Genomic DNA, 19806 nt, shown 5'->3' on the forward strand with positions numbered 1-19806 from the left:
TATCAGTTTTATTCCTATTTTGGGTGTATATAGATGTATTTTACATCCATATAAACAAGTTGTACCTAATTTAAGAAATGAGCAAACTACCATTCATATTTTCACTTTTCATTGCACTATTTGGATATTCGCAAAATCAAGAATCTGAACCAACTTTCTATTCTGAAATTGCGAAAAAAGTTGCATCTAAGGCATATTATAACGTGAAATTTGGAAACCCTTCAGAGATAGTTGTCAATGACACAATTTTTATGACAAATTCCGAAACTTGGATTGAAAAAAACACTTACACCTTCAAATCTGATTTTGAAATGCTTGTTAAAAAATATCGAGATAATGAATTTATTGCTGACGAAATAATTAAACTGGATTCAAATAAACGTATTTTGAACTATGAAGGAAACTTAAAATATGAAGGAGGAAAATGGTACATAACTAAAGTCAATTATCAATATCTCAAAGGAAAAAAGATTAAAGAAAAAATAAACGATTCGGGTAAAACTTATATGAGATATACTGTGACATATGATAGTTTAAACAATCCGACTTTAATTGAGCATAAAATTGTTGGTCCTGATAAAACCAGAATTCAAAATATCAATTATGATTATTCAAATAGTCAATTCATTTTAATGGATTTTAATTACCAAGGGCAACTAGAAGAGGAAATAAAAGGGAATATTAATTCTGACTATATCATTGACAAAAATGAAAACGGAGATATTATAAAAATGTATTGGATTTTGACCGACAAAACAGAACCCTTTATTCACGAAATAAATTATGAATATGACGAAAAAGGGAACTGGATTAAATTAGTCAAAAACGTAATAAGTCCTGATGGAACAACAAAACCATATCACAGAACTTACAGAGAAATTAAATATTAAAACTAGGTACAACAGGCTATAATCCATTGCTCTGCCCCTGCAATATGGCATCATGCGGTATGGTGTCACAGATACACACTTAAAAGGAAGCGAAAGGAGCCACCTTGGTATTGGTTTCGGGTGCATTGTGTTTGGAGCCAACACAGCAGATAGGGCTACAAAGTGCTGAAATTCATATAAATAACAAAAGAAACAATTAATGTGATACGCCAAGACCTGCTCCTTATGAGGTAAAGATTTCTATATTTTTGTTTGTACATCAATAACATAGATCACATATGAAATATCTCATTTACGCATTGGTTTTGGTTTGTTCCGTAGTAAGGTCCCAAGAGATTCCTTCCCGGTGGGACGAATTGACCGCTTCGGACTGGGAAAATGCACTTGTAAAATCAAATTATACGTGCATATTGCCCATTGGAATTTTGGAAAAGCACGGGCCAGGTGTCCCAATTGGTTCAGATTTGATACGCGTACGAGAGTGGTCAGCCAGAGCCACCAAACAAGAATACGCGGTTGTGTTCCCGGATTATTTCTATGGGCAGGTCAATGAGGCCAAACAGCAGTACGGGACCTTTTCCCTGCCAAGCAAATTGGCCATGGAGTTGTTGGAGGAGACCACAAAGGAAATTGCCCGAAACGGTTTTAAGCGGATAATCATTATCAACGGACATGGTGGGAATCCCCAAATGATTCGATATTTTATTCAAAACCAATTGGAGAAAAGAAGGGATTATGCCGTGTATTTCTTTGAGCCCAATGTTCCTAAGGAGGTGGCCGATAAGATGGCGTCCATTAGAAAGTCGGACCCAGTTACGGATCAGCACGGAGGCGAGAATGAAGCATCGGCCATATTGTACCTGAGGCCAGATTTGATGAAGCAGGAGCGAAGCACCCAAGAATCCGGGGCTAATCAAGGGAGATTGAACCTTTCAAGCAATATCTACACTGCTATATGGTGGTATGCCGCCTATCCCAACCACTATGCGGGCGATGCGAGTGTGGCTACCGTTGAGTTAGGCAAGGTAATTACCGAGAATGTCATTTCTTCATTGGTGTCGGCGATCAAAGAAGTCAAAAACGATGTAAATACCTTAAAGCTTCAAGAAGAATATTTTGACCGGGTCAAGAAATAAGTTGTCCAGCGGCAGAGGTGGGGCTTAAGGAGTTAATTCATCGAAAACTATGTTTTTGCTCAGGATACACTTCGATTCCGTTTTGTCCCAAAACAAAAGCCCATCCAAATTGGATGGGCTTTTTGTAGTTGCCACTTTGTGGTACCTCCAGGAATCGAACCAGGGACACACGGATTTTCAGTCCGTTGCTCTACCAACTGAGCTAAGGTACCATGCCGTTAAGCGGGTGCAAATATAATTTCAAAATTAGGATATACAAACAAAATCTGGAAAAAAGGCTAGGGTTTTTTTTCAATTCTCGATCTTTGCAGAATGAATTTGGTTGTGGATGTCGGGAATACCTTGGTAAAGTATGCGGTTTTTGAAAACGGCAGAATGCTGCATGACCAAAATTCAGAGTCCGGATTGTTCCTTTCCCAGATCAAGGAACTTTTTGAACAATACCCCAGAATTGGCAACGCATTGATCTCTTCGGTTGGGAAAATGGATAAAAAAGAGCGCGATGTTCTGGCCTTGTTCTGTAAGGTGCATGTGCTCACAAATGCATCAAAAGTTCCTTTTAAGAACAGTTATGCCACCCCACAGACCTTGGGTGTAGATAGGTTGGCATTGGCAACGGCGGCTTTTTACCATAACCCTAGAGGCAATACATTGGTGATAGATGCCGGGACCTGCATCACATACGATTTGGTAAATAATGTAGGGGAGTTTGTTGGAGGAGCTATTTCGCCCGGTATTCGGATGCGATATAAAGCCATGAACCAGCAAACGGCCGGATTACCTCTGCTGGAACCTACTGAGGTTTTGGATTTTATTGGAAACTCCACCAATGCTTGTATGCATAGTGGGGTAATTAATGGTGTGTCCCGGGAAGTGGACGGTGTTATTGACCAGTATCGGGCTCGGTTCCAACATTTAACAGTTATTTTAACAGGCGGTGACTCCCATTTTTTTGACAAAAGGCTAAAAAACACCATATTTGCGAACCCCAAATTTCTCTTGGAGGGACTAAATTACTTGCTGGAATACAACAAAAGCTAGATGGTTAGGAAATTTTTGATTGCTTTTTTTTGTGTGATTGCCCATGGCATTTTTGCGCAAAACGGTACAATATCACCGTATTCATACTTTGGAATAGGGGACCTGAGAAACAATGGAACGGTGGATAACCAAATGATGGGGGGCGTTAGTATGTATGCGGACAGCATCCATATAAACCTTTCCAATCCAGCGGCCTATTCAAAACTAAAACTTACTACATATACCGCAGCACTCTCCCATACAGAGTACAGGTTAAAAGATTGGAGCGAACAGCAGAACATCTCGGTTACAAATCTGGATTATTTGGCTATTGGCTTCCCTGTGGCAAAAAATGTGGGCATGGGCTTTGGATTAATGCCCTTGTCATCTGTAGGCTATAGTTTAAGGAATGAGACGCGAACTTCCGATGGTGCAGAGGTCACCAATGTGTTCACGGGAGATGGTGGGCTAAACCGTATATATGCCTCTATAGGAATGCAAATTCTTAAAGACTTGAGCATTGGTGTTACGGCAAGCTACAATTTTGGAACGTTGGAATACAGAAGGGTCCAAAGTGTGGAAGATGTTCAGTTTGGAACTTTGGACGATCGCGAGTCACGTATAAATGGGTACGACTTTAAATATGCGCTCAATTATAACCCAACCATAAAAGATAAGTACACACTATATACCTCGGTATTGGTGAATACCCAAGGCAATCTTGTTTCAAAGAATTCCGCAAAACTAGGTTCGTTCTCGTTGGTCACAGGAGACGAGATTGAAGTGATAGATGTGGATTTGGATGCAAACAACCTTAGGAACACCGAGCTCAAAATACCTACAAGAACTACGGTTGGATTAGGTTTTGGGGAAAACAAAAAGTGGTTCATGGGCGGTGAATACAGTTTCCAACAATTCAGCGATTTTGAAAACACATTCCTAGGCTTGGAAAATGTAACCTATAACGATGCAAGTACATACGCCTTTGGAGGGTATTTTGTGCCAGATTATCGTTCCCTGACCAGCTATTTTAAAAGAATTACGTACCGTGCAGGACTCCGGTACGATGTAACCGGGCTCCAAGTGAACAACAAGGAAATAAACAACTTTGGCATAACTTTTGGACTTGGATTACCGTTGGGGAATTCGTTCTCAAATCTAAACCTAGGTTTTGAACTGGGAAGAAGGGGTACCACGGATGCAGCTCTTATTGAAGAAAGCTATTTTAAGGTTAATGTAGGATTGTCCTTAAACGATAGATGGTTTGTCAAGAGAAAAATAAATTGATGGCCCTTTTTTTAAAGAAATAATAAATAACCACCCATATAAGTTCCTTTAACAGGATTTATTAATGAAAATTTGTACTTTAACCACTTTAAAATTAGTAAGATGAAGAAGAAACACTACTTAACGATGATAGCGGCCATTATGTCGACGGGATTAAGTATGGCTCAAGCACAAAATCCAGAGTGCATGACCAATCTTTCCATTTACGCAGAACACGCTAAAGTAAAAAACTATGATGCCGCCTACGAACCATGGAAAATGGTTTATGAAAGCTGCCCAGACATCAACAAGGCCAATTTTTCCTATGGAGAAAAAATTCTGGCGCACAAAATAGACAACTCTTCAGGCGCCGATAAAGATGGATATATCCAGGAATTGTTGTCATTATATGACAACAGTAGAAAATATTTCCCAAAGAACTACCCACCAGCGGCTACGGAAATCGATAAAGCACTTTTGCTTTACGACAACAAAATGGCATCCGATGAGCAGTTGTTCGGTATGTTGGACAAGGCTTTTAAGGAAGACCGTGATAACTTCAAAAACCCTAAAGCCCTATACCTATACTTCTCAGCTTTGGTGAATTTACATGATACAGGCAAGAAAGACCTGCAAGATGTATTTGATACCTATGATGATGTAACCGAGAAAGTAGAGGAAGAAAATAAAAAATTGACCGATGTTGTCACCAAGTTGCTTCCGAAGGATTCATTGGGAACATTGACTTCCAAAGAAAAAAGACAATTGAGAGTGGCCAGCACTAACTCTGAGTCTTACGGGAAAATTGCAAGTAGCATCGACTCCAAATTGGGTGCCTTGGCAGATTGTGACAATCTTATCCCGCTATATGAAAAGAGTTATGATGCCAAAAAAGGAGATGTAAAATGGGTGAAGCGTGCCGTGGGAAGAATGTTCTCCAAAGAGTGTACGGACGACCCTATGTTCCGCAAGTTGTTTGAAGCCCAATTGGCTTTGGACCCTTCCGCAGATGCCTACATGTATGGAGGTGTTTTAAAACAAAAATCTGGAGATAGCAAAGGAGCTATTGCAGACTTTAATAAAGCCGTGGAACTGGAAACGGATTCCTATAAGAAGTCCAATATCTTATACAAGATTGCCACTATTGTTCGAAAAAGCAGTAAATCACAAGGTAGAAGCTATGCGCTAAAAGCAGTTGATGCCAATCCAGCAAATGGTAAAGCCTATTTGTTGATTGCCAATCTTTATGCTGGAAGTGCCAACGATTGTGGAACCTCCGCGTTTGAAAAAAGAGCTATCTATTGGAAAGCTGCGGATATGGCAAGAAAAGCTGGAAGGGTAGACCCTTCTTTGAGTGGTCACGCCAGTCAAACTGCTGCAAGTTATGATGCAAAAGCCCCTACCAAGGAAATGATCTTCAGCTCTGGAATGGCAGGAAAAACAATTAGTTTCAGCTGCTGGGTAGGTGGTAGTGTTAAAGTACCTAATCTATAAGTTGAAACGAACATCCAGAAATATTTTAAAGTGTTTTGCCACGGCTTTTGTCGTGGCAATCCTTTTTATGTCCTGTAAGGACGACTATCAAAGGGTGGGTGAAGAAGCCATAAAACCTGTTTTCCCTGAAAGGATTGCCCATAACTTCACCTTCACATATACCGAGACCGTTGATGTCATGAGTTCCCAAGATTCTGCACAGTCCCGAGTAATTGCAGTGCTGTCCAGTCCTTTATCTGAGGATTATGACAACCAAAACTTTAAATTCCGTACCTTTCCTAATGGACTCAAGGTCGATTTTTTTGACGAGAAGAATCAAAAAAGTGTTGTCAAGGCAGACTATGGGATTGTATATTCCCAGACCGGATTGATAGACTTACAGGGCAATGTGGTAATCGAAACCCATGATGGCAAAAAATTGGAAACTCCCCAACTGTTCTTCGATAGAAAGAACAATTGGATTTTTACCGAAGAGAAATTTACATATACCAACCCCGAAGATGGAACCATAATGGATGGGGAAGGAATGGATTTCAATAAGGAATTTAGTTTTTTAAAAGCCCATAAAACATATGGTCTAATGACTATCAAGGAAGAAAAAGAATAGTATGATAAAGATTTTACGATACACGGAATACCTTTATTTGGTCGTTGCCATTGTAGCTATATATAAGATTGTTACCCTTTGGCAGATAGACCCAAAGGAAACCTATATTTTTATATTTTTTGCGGTGGTCTCCATAGCCATGTTCTTATTTAGAAGGAGGTATCGCAAACGTTTTGAACAACGTAAAAAGGACAACCAACAATAATTTTGGACTTCTCTTTTGGCATCATAGCGCTTTCGCTGTTGTTCTCGGCCTTTTTTTCAGGAATGGAGATTGCTTTTATTTCTGCAAACAAAATCCATATCGAGATTGAGAAAAAGCAACAAGGATTTTTGGCAAAAGTATTGACACTGCTTACCCAAAAACCATCAAAATTTATAGCCACCATGCTCATTGGAAACAATATAGCATTGGTTATTTATGGACTTTTCATGGGAGATGTACTCATGAGATGGTTTCAAAGCCTGTTGCCCACAAACTTGGATTTTCTTAATGTGCTGCTCACAGATTTTAGTTTGGTGTCCCAAACAGTGATTTCAACCTTGATCATTTTGCTTACCGCCGAGTTTTTGCCCAAGGTACTTTTTCAAATCTATTCCAATACCCTACTGAAGTTCTTGGCCGTGCCGGCCTATGTTTTTTATGTGTTGTTCTCGTTCATCTCTTGGTTTGTAATCAAGGTATCGGATTTTATTCTCAAAATATTTTTTAAAACGGATGGGGATGAAGTGCAGTTATCATTTACCAAACTGGAACTTGGAGACTACATTACCGAGCAGATGGAAGCTGTGGAAGAGGAGGATGAGGTGGATTCTGAAATTCAGATATTCCAGAACGCCTTGGAGTTTTCCACAGTAAAGGCAAGGGAAGTCATGGTGCCAAGAACGGAGATCACCGCAGTGGAAATCTCCGAGACACCCAAAAATCTGGCAAAATTGTTCTCAGAGACAGGGTACTCCAAGATTCTGGTGTACAAGGAAAATATAGATGAGATCATTGGGTATGTACATTCGTATGAGCTTTTTAAAAAACCCAAGACCTTAAAAAGTATCCTCTTGCCGGTTGAATTTGTTCCAGAAACCATGCCCATTCAAGATATTTTGAATGCCTTGACCAAAAAGAGGAAAAGTATGGCCGTGGTGTTGGATGAGTATGGTGGCACAGCGGGAATAATGACTGTTGAGGATATTATTGAAGAACTTTTTGGGGAGATAGAAGATGAGCACGACTCTACAGACCTTCATGAAGAACAACTAAGTGAAAATGTATATAAGTTCTCTGCCCGATTGGAAGTGGATTATATCAATGAAAATTATAAGTTGGAGCTGCCCGAAGGTGAGGAATACGAGACACTGGGCGGACTCATCATGAATGAGACAGGTGAAATACCCGAACAAGACTCAGAAGTAAACATTGAAAATTTCACTTTTCACATTTTGGAAGTGTCCAGCACTAAAATCGATTTGGTGGTTGTGCGCGTTCATACTGAGGATTAACAAATTCCACGCTTTTTTAAGCTTTCCTATTTGAAAAGAAAGTGGTATTTTCGCCCACCGTAATTAAAGAAAATAAGCAGTAAAATGGCAATATTAGAGAATATTAGAAAACGGACAACCGTGTTGATTTTGATCATAGGTTTAGCGTTGTTCGCATTTGTAATATCCGGAGTCTTTTCCAGCAACGATTTTGCAGGAGGCAAAGTAGGCTCCTCGGTAGCTGAGGTAAATGGGGAAAGTATTTCCATTGATGACTTTAGAAGACAGGTAGAGACAGCCTCAAGACAGTACGGGCCCAATTTCTCATCAACACAGTTGGTGAACACCGTTTATGATCGCGAAGTAAGAAAAGCGATTTTGAACCAACAATATGAGGATTTGGGGATTGATGTGGAAAGTGACCAAATCATTGAGTTTGTAAAGACTTCGGGATATGCCCAGATTCCTGACTTTTTGGATGAAAATGGAATTTTCAACGAAGAAGTATTCAAAAGTGCGATTGCAGATTGGAAAGTGAACGATCCATTAAGATATGAAGCTTGGTTGCAGGATGAAAAAGCGATTATTGAAGCCGCCAAGGAACGCTTGTATTTTAACCTGATCAAAGGTGGAGTTGGTGCAACACTCGTTGAGGGTGAGTTTGACTATAAATTGGCCAATGAGAAGGTAGACATTCAATATGTACGTGTACCTTATACCTCCATTGCCGACAGTACTATAGAAGTTTCCAAAAGTGATATTCAGGCGTACATCAGCAATCATAAAAAACAGTTTGAACAAGATAAGGCACGGGATATACGCTTCATTTATTTTGAGGAAAGACCCTCCGTTGAAGATGAAAATGCCGTGAAGGAAGCCATTACTTCGCTGTTGGGGGATACGGTAGAGTATGATGAAGAAAGAGATGCAACCGATACTATTCCTGGGTTTAGAAACACAACGGACATGGTTGCTTTCTTGGATCGGAATTCTGATACAAAATTCGATACCATCTACAAAAGGCAAAATGAATTGCCAGCCGTGGTTGCTGATACACTGATGACCTTGGCCATTGGGGAAGTATATGGACCCTATAAAGATGGAAATTTCTATAGGGTTTCGAAGATCATGAACAAAAAAGCCAATGGGTCGGTAAAGGCAAGCCATATCCTTTTTACATGGGAAGGTGCTGAAAGAGCCAATCCAAGCATAACCAGAACCAAGGAAGAAGCAGAAGCAAAAGCAAAAGAAATTTTGGCTGAAGCAAGAAAAGAAGGAGCTGTTTTCACTACATTGGCAAGAGAAAATTCAGATGGTCCATCCGCACCACGAGGCGGAGACTTGGGATATTTCCAAGAAGGAGTTATGGCTGATGGGTTCAATGACTTTTGTTTTGGCAACCCAGTTGGAACAATTGGTCTGGTAGAAACTCAATTTGGTTTCCATGTCATTAAGGTTGATGATAAACAAGATGTAGTACAAGTTGCTACCCTTTCAAGGGAAATTGAACCTTCCGAGGAGACCATCAATACCTTGTTCACCGATGCCACCAAGTTCGAAATGGCGTCCATGGATGCCAAAGCAGAGGACTTTGGCGATATTGCCAGGGAGAGTAGCTATACCGTACGTCCTGTGAACAAGATCAAGGAAATGGATGAAAGTCTTCCCGGTTTGGGTTCACAGCGTAGTATTGTTCAATGGGCGTTTAATGAAGACACCAGTGTTGGCGATATTAGACGATTTAATGTGAACAACGGTTATGCGGTTGTACAATTGACCAAGAAGTACAAAAAAGGGTTAATGACCCCTGAAGATGCTTCTACAATGGCTTTACCACAAATCAGAAAAGAACGTAAAGCAGAACAGATTATCGCTGCCAATCAAGGAAAGGCAATGGATGCCATAGCTTCTGACAACAATGTGAGTTTAAGCAATGCTACGGCAGTAACCTTAAAGTCACCAACCATACCTGGAGCAGGAAGAGAGCCGTTGGTAGTGGGCACGGCCTTTGCCCTTGGCCAAGATCAAACATCTGGATTGATCCAGGGTGAAACAGGTGTTTATATGCTAAAAGTGACAAAGAAGGAAGATGCTCCAGCTATGGAGAACTTTAGTACGTATGCGGGTAACTTGCGTGCAAGTGCGGCAAATAGAGTAAATGGAGCAGTATACAATGCACTTAAGGAAAATGCCGAAATAGAGGATAACAGAGCTACATTCTACTAAAATGTAGTTATTGGAAATATAAAAAAAGCGCCCAGTACTGTACTGGGCGCTTTTTTTATGACCTGTCCGGAACGTCCCATTTCATTTTGTATCGCATGTCAGTAATTTTTCCTCCAGAATCCACAGTTATTTCAAAGCCTTGTTTGGACCTCATATAAGCATCACGCAGAAAATACCATTTGCTGTTCTTAAAAAAGAATTCCCGTTTATCCAATTTCCAATCCTCCACTGGGTATAGAATGTCCAGAAGATCTTGAAATAAGGGAGCGGTCGTAAGGGTCAGGGTAAAATCTTCATGGAGGTGGCCTAAGAAATACGCCATGGAAGTATTTTTTTTGAGCTTCTGACAGCTTTGAATATCCGTACCGTCATCAATCACAATGAATTCATCCAAATCCCTACCCGGGTCATCATAAATGTTGGAAGTCTCCAAGGCGATGCAGTATACTTTGTGTTTTAGGATATACTCTGTGGCTTCAGAAGTAATCTCAGTATAGGTGACTTTGGAATTCTCCTTGACAAATTGGTCAAGTCTTTGCGTGGTTTCAGGGGTTTGGGTGTATACATCCATTATGGATATGAACCCAACTGACAGATAGATAATGGGGATTTTACCGAACCATGGCATAATAGTCAACTTTTGGTTTATAGCTTAAACCTAGTGGATACTTCCATGGTATGGGCATTCCAATTGATGGATACCTTATTTGGGTTTACGAAATGACCAAAAAGATGACTTTGATGTTAAATTGGATGGGCAGTATTTTTGGTTTAATCCCTAAAGAGTGCCATGGTAAAATCAAGGAGGTCGGTACCGCCTGGTTTCCCATGGCCCGGAATTATAATGTTTGCTTGGGGATACTTGGCTTTTATATTCTGGATGGTTTGCGGCCATGCCTCCGTATTGGCATCTTCCAGATTTCCCTTTCCGGCCCCTAGGGATTTTACCAAACATCCACCAAATAGTACTTGTTCACTTGGAAAATAACCGATGCTGTTGTCTTGGGTGTGGCCTTCTCCCAAATAATCTAGAATTACTTTTTTACTCCCAAGTTTTAGCTCTTTGGTATTGACAAATCCATTTTGAGGTACGGGATGGTCCTTTGCAGTGGCTAGTTCGATGGTTCTTTCGGTTGCATAGGAAGAAATGTTATGCTTGTGAAAAGCCTGCAGCCCTCCCAAACAATCGGTATGAAAATGCGTTGCTACGATTCCCGTCACCTTACATCCCAATTCTTCATCGACCCAACGAATCAATTCTTCAGATTCAGCATCAGTGTTGGGGGTATCAAAAATGATTGCTTCTCCTTCGTCAATAACAATTAAACCATTACAGGCCACTTTTCCAAAATCCTGGGTATTCAGATAGGTAATGTGTTGAAAAGTATTTTCAGACAGTTGCTCTACCACAAGTTGGTCGCTTTCATACCTAACAGGTGTTTTTTTTGAGGTACAGCCCAAAAGGACAAAAAAGAAAATGACGTATGAAGAGAGTTTGTTCATGATGAGGTATTTTGGGAATGGAGCCAAAACTCACAACGCCATTTTAGAAAATGGGATGATGGTTTTGAATCCTTTGCCACGAAAATAATCCAAAGTATTTTCATTTCCCACGGCCAAAACAAAATCTCCACCCCAAGCCCCCAAACTTTTAATGGCGTTGGGATAGTCTGGAAAAAGGCGTGATTTTACCGTTGGGATTTGAAGAATTTCGGATAAGATGGCCTCATGCTCTTCCATTAGACTTTCAAATTTCGTCAAAATGTTTTCCGATACCATATTTTTTGTGATATCGGATATCCGCCCCAATAAATCATCTTTGTTAAACTGTTGCTTTCTGTAGTTGGCAATGGCCTCTTTACTGCTCTGTTTTTCGTTCAGGTGGATAAAATAAAGCGAGTCTTTAAACTTAGGGTCAAACGACACCTTATTGATTTCCGGTTTCCCATCTTTTAATTGGTAGGTAATTGCTGAAACATGTTGGGCACAAGCAATATCGTACCCGCTTCCACCAAAAGCGTTCCATAAAAGTTGATAGGCATCCACGCGCGCCCATTGGGCCAAATTATTAATGAGTGTAGAGGAAGTTCCCAATCCCCAAGATGTTGGGAAGGTAAGATGTGTTTCAATTTGAAAACCCTCACTATCTGTCAATAGCAGGGGATTTTGTTCGTTGGCTTCCAATAGTAAGGACTTCAGGGTTTTGGCCACTGATTGGTCCGATGTGGAAACAATACTCAAATTGGTAAGGTCCAATTTGGCGGAGAACCAAATGTTCTTGTTCTCTTCAAAACTGGTCCACTCCAGAAAACCAGTAGTGGTGGGAGTTACATGGAGTGATTGCCCATAGCTGGTAGGAATGGCCAATCCTAAAGCTCCATCCAAAATGGCATACTCGCCAGAAAGCAATAATTTACCATTACTGTAAAACTCTTTCTTCATTATTCTGCTTTAATCTTCTCCAATGCAGCCTTAACCGAAGCGTTGGTAACAGTTCTGTCCTTAAAATACTGGACCAGTTGCTGTTTTTCACTTTCTGAGGCTCCCATTTGGTTGAGCATGTTCATCAAGTGCATTTTCATGTGCCCTTTCTGGATTCCGGTGGTGACCAGAGATCGTAGTGCTGCAAAATTCTGTGCCAATCCGGCAACGGCAACAATCTGCATCAACTCCTTTGCGGATGGATTTTGAAGGATTTCCAGTCCCAATTTCACTAAAGGATGTAATGTGGTTAACCCACCTACAGTACCCAAAGCCAAAGGGATTTCAATCCAAAATGAGAAAATGTCGTTTTCTATGGAGGCATGGGTCAGGCTGGAATACTGCCCGTCTTTTGAAGCATAGGCATGTACTCCGGCCTCCACGGCCCTAAAATCGTTTCCAGTGGCCAAGACCACCGCATCCACTCCGTTCATGATTCCCTTGTTGTGGGTCACGGCCCTATAAGGTTCCACTTTGGCTATATTCACCGCCTGTACAAATTTTTCAGCGGAGACCCCACCTTTTTCAAATTCTGATACCGTACAACTTACCTCGGCCCTTACCAAACAATTGGGAACGTAGTTGGAGAGGATGCTCATGACGATCTCAATCTCCTTTTCCTCTTGGGCGAAGTTGGCATATAAAGCTGCTTCATCCTTCAGGGTCTTGGCAAACTGTTCCAAACACGAATTGATGAAATTGGCCCCCATGGCATCCAACGTCTCAAACGTACAATGCAGTTGGTGGTAGCCTTCCATTTTATCACTGAGGTCCCGTAATTGAATATCGTTGATGCCCCCGCCACGTTTTTCCATGTTTTGGGTAATGGAAGATACACTTTGGATGAGCTTTGGTTTTAACTTCTCAAAAAAGCCTTGAAGTTTTCGGACATCTCCCTTATAGATAAAATGTACTTGCCCCACTTTTTCAGTATCAATGACTTTCGTCTTGAATCCGCCCCGGTTCAACCAAAATTTGGCCGCCTTGCTGGCCGCCGCTACTACAGAGCTTTCCTCAATGGCCATGGGGATGACATGAAGTTTTCCGTTGATCAAAAAATTGGGGGCTATGGCAAAGGGGAGGTAATAATTGGAGATAGTATTTTCTATGAACTCGTCGTGAAGCTTCTGAACCGTTGGGTCGGGATTCCAATACTGTTCCAGCAATTTTTTGGAAGCTTTGGGGTCTGCGGTGAAATGCTCGGCAATGTAGGCTATCTTCTCAGCTTTTGAGCGTTTGGAAAATCCTTCAACAGGGGTGTCCATAGTGTTCGGTTAAAAAGGTTCAAATATAAAGATAATAGAACTTTGGGGTAGGTCTGGTCAAAACTTAAGCGTTGATTAGGTAGGATGTTGTGAATCAGTTCTTGTTGCAAATGCAACATTTAAGTTTATTTTTTCGATAAATATTAGTAAACTTGACAGTTTTAAATAATTTTTTCTCCACATGAACAAAAAGTTCTTCTTGATCCTATCCCTTTTAGGATTTTTGACCATTTCCACAGCACAAAAGAAAAAAATTACCCTCGAAGAAATTTGGGGTGGCGAATTTAGGACCGAGTACATGGATGTGCTCCGTTCCATGAAAAACGGAAAACAGTACACCATCTTGAACTTTACCCGATCACCCCAGACCAGTAGTTTGGACAAATATGATTATCAAACTTTGGAAAAGGTAGAAACTATTGTGGCCTCAGGAGGTACTGTGCCATTTTTTACCTCATATACCTTCAGCGAGGATGAATCAAAGATAATGTTGGCCACAGAGGTCGAACCGATTTTTAGAAGATCAAGATTGGGAATATACTATGTGTATGATATCGCATCCAAGAGCATGACAAAGGTTAGTGACACCAAAATCCAAGAACCTATGTTGTCTCCAGATGGTTCTAAAGTAGCTTACGTACAGGACAATGACCTGTACATTTTCAATGTTGCTTCCAAGTCAGTGCAACAGATAACCACAGATGGGAACAAGGGAACCATCATCAACGGGGTCACGGATTGGGTGTACGAAGAGGAATTTGCCTTTGTCCGTGCCTTTGAATGGAACAGTGATGGCAGCAAAATTGCCTTTTTACGATTTGACGAAACCGAAGTGCCTATGTTTTCCATGGATGTATATGGGCAGGGGCTCTACCCGTTTCCGTATGAATTTAAATATCCCAAAGCAGGAGAGAACAATTCCATAGTAACCTTACACATGCTGGATGTAGAGTCAGGTTCCATTTCTAAAGTGGATTTGGGTAATCCCTATTACATTCCCCGCATCAAATGGATGAATAGTCCAGAACATTTGAGTGTACAGACCATCAACCGACACCAAAACCATATTAAACTGTTGGATGTTAACGCCACGGACAACTCGGTTTCCATTTTGTTGGAAGAAAAAGACAATGCCTATGTGGATATTGATGACGACCTAACCTTTTTGCCGGACGATAGCTTTATCTGGACCAGCGAAGGCGACGGTTTCAACCACTTGTACCTGCACAGCAAAAACGGCAAGCTGAAAAACCAGATTACCAATGGGCCATGGGAGGTGACCCAGTATTATGGGTATGATGAGGCCAATGATAAAATTTACTATCAATCTGTGGAGAACGGTTCCATTAATCGGGACGTTTACAGCATCGCCAGCTCTGGAAAGGATAAAAAAAGGTTGAGCAACAAGGAAGGAACCAATTCAGCAGCCTTCAGTGCCGATTACACCTATTACATCAACACCTTTTCAAGTGCCACAACGCCGTACGAGTTCACCCTCCATCAAGTGGCTAAAGGTAAACGAATCAAAGACTTAAAGGAAGACAACGAGCTTATCAGCAAAGGAAGGTTGATCAAGGACAATGCAGTTTTGTTGAAAAAATTGGAGGGATATGAACTTGTTCCCAAAGAATTCTCCACCATCAACATCAATGGGAACGACCTGAACATGTGGATGATGAAACCAGCCGATTTCGACCCTGCAAAAAAATACCCTATGATCATGTTCCAATACAGTGGCCCTGGTTCGCAGCAAGTGGCCAATAGTTGGTTGGGAAGCAATGACTACTGGCATGAAATGTTGGCCTCCGAGGGCTACATCGTTGTTTGTGTGGATGGTAGGGGGACAGGTTATAAAGGGCGTGACTTTAAAAAAGTCACCTATTTGAACCTAGTGAAATATGAGACCGAGGACCAAATTGCTGCGGCCAAAAAATTAAGCGAACTGCCTTATGTGGATGAAGACCGAACCGGAATATGGGGATGGAGCTTTGGGGGACATATGAGCACCAATTGCTTGTTGAAAGGGAATGATGTCTTTGAAATGGGCATTGCCGTGGCCCCGGTGACCAACTGGAGGTTCTACGATACCATTTACACCGAACGTTTTTTGCGTACCCCTGAAGAAAACCCTGAAGGCTATGACAATGAGTCTCCATTCAACTATCCCGAGCTGCTCAAGGGTAAATATCTGTTGGTGCACGGTTCTGGGGATGACAATGTGCATGTGCAGAACTCCATGCGAATGATAGAAGCCTTGGTACAGGCCAACAAACCTTTTAATTGGGCCATTTACCCCGATAAGAACCACGGTATTTATGGAGGTAATACCCGATTGCACCTGTTCACTAAAATGACCAATTTCATCAAGGAGAATTTATAACCAATACATAAAATATATGTCAGACATTGTAAAACCAGCCGACGAGAAAACCCTTTTTGGGCACCCGCAGGGGCTTTTCTACCTATTTTTTGCTGAACTGTGGGAGCGTTTCAGTTTTTATGGGATGCGGGCCTTGCTGTATCTTTATATGGTTGAGGTCATATTTGAAGCATTGGTCACTAGAGACTACGCAGCAGCGGCAATTTACTCTTCTTATGGCTCGTTAGTCTATGCTTCTACAGTAATCGGAGGAAAGATTTCCGATACCATAATTGGAATGAGAAGGTCAATTTTTTTAGGAGGGATTTTAATGTCCCTAGGTCATTTTGTATTGGCTATTGACAATAATATAGCTTTCTTTTTGGCCTTGGCCTTTATCATTGTGGGCAATGGCTTTTTCAAACCCAATATCTCAACCTTTGTGGGAACCTTGTACAAAGATGGTGATACCCGAAAAGATTCAGGGTTCACCATTTTTTATATGGGAATCAATATAGGGGGCTTTATTTCACCCTTGCTCTGTGGTTGGTTGGGACATACCTATGGTTGGCACTATGGATTTGGTCTGGCTGGAATAGGCATGTTGACTGGATTGTTGTTTTTCTGGAGGGGTATCAAAAATAATGTATTTGGTGATGGAGGTAAACCGCCCAGTGTTGAAGTATATGAAAAGAAGGTTTGGGGAATTCCACAAAAACATTTAGTTACACTCTTGGCTTTTTTATCAGCTCCACTGATTGCACTCCTTCTTCATTCCTATAAACCAATTGGAAGCGAAGGATCTTTCTTTGAGAACCAGAATCCAGTTAACCTGATTTTCAATTTTATGTTAATCCCCATAGGAATTTACTTGATTTATATTATGGTCAAAGCTACTTTGGATGAGCGTAAAAAACTCTTCATGGCCATTTTGATTACGTTCTTTATGACCATATTTTGGGGATTCCATGAGCTTCATGGTAGTGTAATTACCCTTTTTGCCGCAAGGAATGTCAACCTTTCTTTGATCAATGCGAGCCAGACGAATGCCTTGAATTCTATGTTCATTGTTATTCTTTCCATACCCATATCGGTTATGTGGACGTACATGGCCAAGAAGAAAATCAACCCAAGAACACCATATAAGTTTGGTATGGGGTTAGTATTGGCCGGGTTGGCCTTTTATGTCGTTTCTTTAAGTGGTGGTAGTGCCGATGAAAATGGAATGGTTCCCTTTTCCTATTTGCTTGCCTTATACTTCCTGATTTCGGTCGGGGAATTGTTTATGTCGCCAGTAGGACTATCCAAGATAACCGATCTTTCGCCAAAACGTATTGTAGCGTTTATGATGGGGATATGGTTCTTGTCATCGGCCTATGCGTTCCAAATAGTAGGGTTCATCTCCAAGCAATTGGCCATTGAGAGCACCGATAGCAATGTGGGCGGCTTCGATACCTTGAATGTGTATTTGGATGGTTTTAGTCTCATTGCCAAATATTCATTGGTAGCGGGTGTAGTGGTACTGATTTTTGCACCATTGATGAAACGCTTGATGGGGAACGTCCACTAATCCGTATCAAAATCAAAAACATAATATCCCTTTTCGCCAGTATGGTGGAAAGGGATTTCTTTTTGAACACAAGTCCGTTTCCAGCGGGATACGTAGCTGGGATAATTGCTGCCATCGGCCAATACCATTTTGGGACGAACGGAATCCAAAAAACGCTCCAGATTGATTTTTGGGGACTGGGTGAGCAGGACAAAATCCTGTTCTTTGTTTTCAGGGAAAATCCCTAAACTATCCATGATGTACAACTTTTTTTGACCGATGGAGTAACTGTTCTTGAGCTGCGTGTTGTCAATGGTCTTGATTCGCTCTGCGACCAAATAATCCTGAGCAATACTGCCTAAATTAACGCTATCCTGGGCATATATGTGCAAAGCATTCCCCAACTGGTGCAGCAAAATGGAGTTTCGTGATCTGTGGACCAAGACCAAGGCTTCTTTTTGCCGGAGTTGTATCTGGTTCCAAATGCCCCAGGATTGGAAAGCAATGAAGGCACTACATAAAATTAAAGTGGGTTTCAGTTTTGGTTGAGATAAGAATACGACCAAAGAAATTATGATGGCGTAGCCTAAAACCAGCTGGACATCATCAAACGGAATATCCTTGATCACAAACTGTTCTTGCCGGGCCACCCAACCCACGATGGAATTCATGGTTTGTATGACCCAATTGTAGGAAACTACCAAAAAAGTAGGAAGCTGATTCAGTAAGGCCAAAACCATGGCCAAAATGCCAAGGCCTAAAATCAACCCCAAAAATGGAATGATCAAAAGATTGGATACAAAAAACAAAGCAGGGAATTGGTGAAAATAGAACAGGCTAATGGGCAATACTCCCAATTGGGCGGCCAAGCTCACGGACAATAATTGCCATATTTTGCGGACGATGATATGCTCCGGGAACCAAAAACGCTGCAATTTTGGATAGATCCAAACAATGGCAAAAACAGCCGCATAACTCATTTGAAACCCTACTTGAAATAAGAAAAGAGGCTTTATCAACAAAATAAACCACATGGAAAGGGCAATGATGTTAAAGGCGTTGGTAGGGCGGTTTAAATACAGGGCATAGGCCACAAAGGAAAACATGGTAACAGCCCGTACGATGGAAGGGGAGAGCCCGGCCACAAAGGCATATGCCCACAATAGGACGACCACGCCGACCAGTTTTAAGGTTTTTCCCTTAGGGAAACGCTCCAGAGGTGACAACAAAAACTGAAAGATGAAAAGCAGGATGCCCACATGCAGTCCCGATACCGCCAAGATATGTATGGCGCCTGCGTTGGCGTAATTGTTATAGGTGCTTTCTGAAATGTCGTCCCGTTGCCCCAACAATAAGGCTTGGATAACGGCCAGTTCGTCTGTATCAAAAGGGTATTCTTTCAGTTTTGCGATGAGGTGTTCCCTGAAATTTGAGGCCAACCCAACTATGGTCAAAGTGGGCGCTTCCTGAACAACAATGGATTCATGGTCCGTCCGTATCTGATGAAAGATGCCCTGCTTTCCCAGATAGTCCTTGTAATTGAACTGATGCGGATTCAAGGGAGGTTGAATGCCCTCAGCCTTTGAGAACACAACAAGCTCATCATCAATTTGGAAGTTCTTTTTGGTAGCATCCACAGGAAGGCTGAGCAATAGTTTGCCCCTTGCCTCCTTTTGTTCCAGACCTTCCACTTCAACCACATAGCGTTGGGTATGGGGATTGGGTTTTAAGACCTCCCTTATCTTAAGCTGCCACAACCGTTCTTTGGTAAAATTGTGATGGGAATAGTGGTTCTCCAAATTGTTGGAGAGCGATAGACCAACCACCAACATACCTAAGGATGCGGTTATAAGCAGGGTGGTCAACTCAAAAAAGGGAACACCATCCCTTGCCTGCCTTTTGTAGGTAAAGTACAGGACGGGGAACAGGATACAAATCGCAATGAACGGGATGCGAGGTGCGATATCCAGATAAAAGCCCAAAACAATTCCCACAATGAGAAACACCGTGAGTTTGATGGACACAAAATTAAACGAG

General features: G+C 41.4%; 16 protein-coding genes and 1 tRNA gene. 11 read left to right on the plus strand and 6 right to left on the minus strand.

The features are described 5' to 3' along the window. Positions 1 to 77 precede the first annotated feature (77 nt). Positions 78 to 890, plus strand: coding sequence for a hypothetical protein (locus tag ACP14V_RS02325; RefSeq protein WP_272610808.1), 813 nt, complete (start codon positions 78 to 80; stop codon positions 888 to 890). Positions 891 to 1168: 278 nt separating this feature from the next. Continuing rightward, positions 1169 to 2026 (plus strand): creatininase family protein, encoded by an 858-nt coding sequence (locus tag ACP14V_RS02330; protein ID WP_272610807.1) that lies wholly within the window; start codon positions 1169 to 1171, stop codon positions 2024 to 2026. A gap of 139 nt (positions 2027 to 2165) precedes the next feature. Here ACP14V_RS02330 and ACP14V_RS02335 read toward each other — a convergent pair. Further along, a tRNA-Phe gene (locus tag ACP14V_RS02335) sits at positions 2166 to 2238 on the minus strand. A gap of 100 nt (positions 2239 to 2338) precedes the next feature. Between ACP14V_RS02335 and ACP14V_RS02340 the strand changes: the two genes are divergently transcribed. The 7 genes from ACP14V_RS02340 to ACP14V_RS02370 all read left to right on the plus strand — a co-directional run bounded on the left by ACP14V_RS02340 (position 2339) and on the right by ACP14V_RS02370 (position 10115). Further along, complete coding sequence (locus tag ACP14V_RS02340) at positions 2339 to 3067, plus strand: type III pantothenate kinase (RefSeq protein WP_136565448.1); 729 nt, start codon at positions 2339 to 2341, stop codon at positions 3065 to 3067. After that, positions 3068 to 4333 (plus strand): hypothetical protein, encoded by a 1266-nt coding sequence (locus tag ACP14V_RS02345; RefSeq protein ID WP_272610806.1) that lies wholly within the window; start codon positions 3068 to 3070, stop codon positions 4331 to 4333. A gap of 102 nt (positions 4334 to 4435) precedes the next feature. Next, complete coding sequence (locus ACP14V_RS02350; protein WP_272610805.1) at positions 4436 to 5806, plus strand: hypothetical protein; 1371 nt, start codon at positions 4436 to 4438, stop codon at positions 5804 to 5806. Between the two features lies 1 nt (position 5807). Next, positions 5808 to 6413, plus strand: coding sequence for an LPS export ABC transporter periplasmic protein LptC (gene lptC / locus ACP14V_RS02355; RefSeq protein WP_272610804.1), 606 nt, complete (start codon positions 5808 to 5810; stop codon positions 6411 to 6413). A 1-nt stretch (position 6414) separates the two neighbouring features. After that, on the plus strand, positions 6415 to 6618 hold the full coding sequence (locus tag ACP14V_RS02360) for an NfeD family protein (RefSeq protein WP_136565452.1): 204 nt from the start codon (positions 6415 to 6417) through the stop codon (positions 6616 to 6618). Positions 6619 to 6620: 2 nt separating this feature from the next. Further along, complete coding sequence (locus ACP14V_RS02365) at positions 6621 to 7910, plus strand: hemolysin family protein (protein WP_272610803.1); 1290 nt, start codon at positions 6621 to 6623, stop codon at positions 7908 to 7910. Positions 7911 to 7994: 84 nt separating this feature from the next. Beyond that, entirely contained in the window at positions 7995 to 10115 is a 2121-nt protein-coding gene (locus tag ACP14V_RS02370) for a peptidylprolyl isomerase (RefSeq protein ID WP_272610802.1), read from the plus strand. Positions 10116 to 10170: 55 nt separating this feature from the next. Here ACP14V_RS02370 and ACP14V_RS02375 read toward each other — a convergent pair whose 3' ends face one another. The 4 genes from ACP14V_RS02375 to ACP14V_RS02390 all read right to left on the minus strand — a co-directional run bounded on the left by ACP14V_RS02375 (position 10171) and on the right by ACP14V_RS02390 (position 13861). Further along, positions 10171 to 10743 (minus strand): hypothetical protein, encoded by a 573-nt coding sequence (locus tag ACP14V_RS02375; protein ID WP_272610801.1) that lies wholly within the window; start codon positions 10741 to 10743, stop codon positions 10171 to 10173. Between the two features lie 143 nt (positions 10744 to 10886). Next, positions 10887 to 11618 (minus strand): subclass B1 metallo-beta-lactamase, encoded by a 732-nt coding sequence (gene bla, locus ACP14V_RS02380; RefSeq protein ID WP_272610800.1) that lies wholly within the window; start codon positions 11616 to 11618, stop codon positions 10887 to 10889. A gap of 30 nt (positions 11619 to 11648) precedes the next feature. Then, the gene (locus tag ACP14V_RS02385; protein ID WP_272610799.1) at positions 11649 to 12557 is read right to left on the minus strand and encodes a GYDIA family GHMP kinase; all 909 of its coding nucleotides are present in this window, start codon (positions 12555 to 12557) and stop codon (positions 11649 to 11651) included. Further along, positions 12557 to 13861, minus strand: coding sequence for a hydroxymethylglutaryl-CoA reductase, degradative (locus tag ACP14V_RS02390; RefSeq protein WP_136565458.1), 1305 nt, complete (start codon positions 13859 to 13861; stop codon positions 12557 to 12559). The genes ACP14V_RS02385 and ACP14V_RS02390 overlap by 1 nt, the downstream gene beginning before the upstream one ends. Before the next feature lie 181 nt (positions 13862 to 14042). Between ACP14V_RS02390 and ACP14V_RS02395 the strand changes: the two genes are divergently transcribed. Both ACP14V_RS02395 and ACP14V_RS02400 read left to right on the plus strand, forming a co-directional pair. Further along, the gene (locus ACP14V_RS02395) at positions 14043 to 16241 is read left to right on the plus strand and encodes a S9 family peptidase (protein ID WP_272610798.1); all 2199 of its coding nucleotides are present in this window, start codon (positions 14043 to 14045) and stop codon (positions 16239 to 16241) included. A 16-nt stretch (positions 16242 to 16257) separates the two neighbouring features. Then, positions 16258 to 17790: a peptide MFS transporter gene (locus tag ACP14V_RS02400; RefSeq protein ID WP_272610797.1), complete on the plus strand. Its 1533-nt coding sequence runs from the start codon at positions 16258 to 16260 to the stop codon at positions 17788 to 17790. On the opposite strand, the gene ACP14V_RS02405 is transcribed toward ACP14V_RS02400, so the two are convergent. After that, positions 17787 to 19793, minus strand: a complete 2007-nt coding sequence (locus ACP14V_RS02405; RefSeq protein WP_424987774.1) for a ComEC/Rec2 family competence protein — start codon at positions 19791 to 19793, stop codon at positions 17787 to 17789. The genes ACP14V_RS02400 and ACP14V_RS02405 overlap by 4 nt on opposite strands. Positions 19794 to 19806: the final 13 nt, after the last annotated feature.

It is taken from the genome of Flagellimonas alvinocaridis, assembly GCF_965248585.1.
Taxonomy (GTDB): Bacteria; Bacteroidota; Bacteroidia; order Flavobacteriales; family Flavobacteriaceae; genus Flagellimonas; species Flagellimonas alvinocaridis.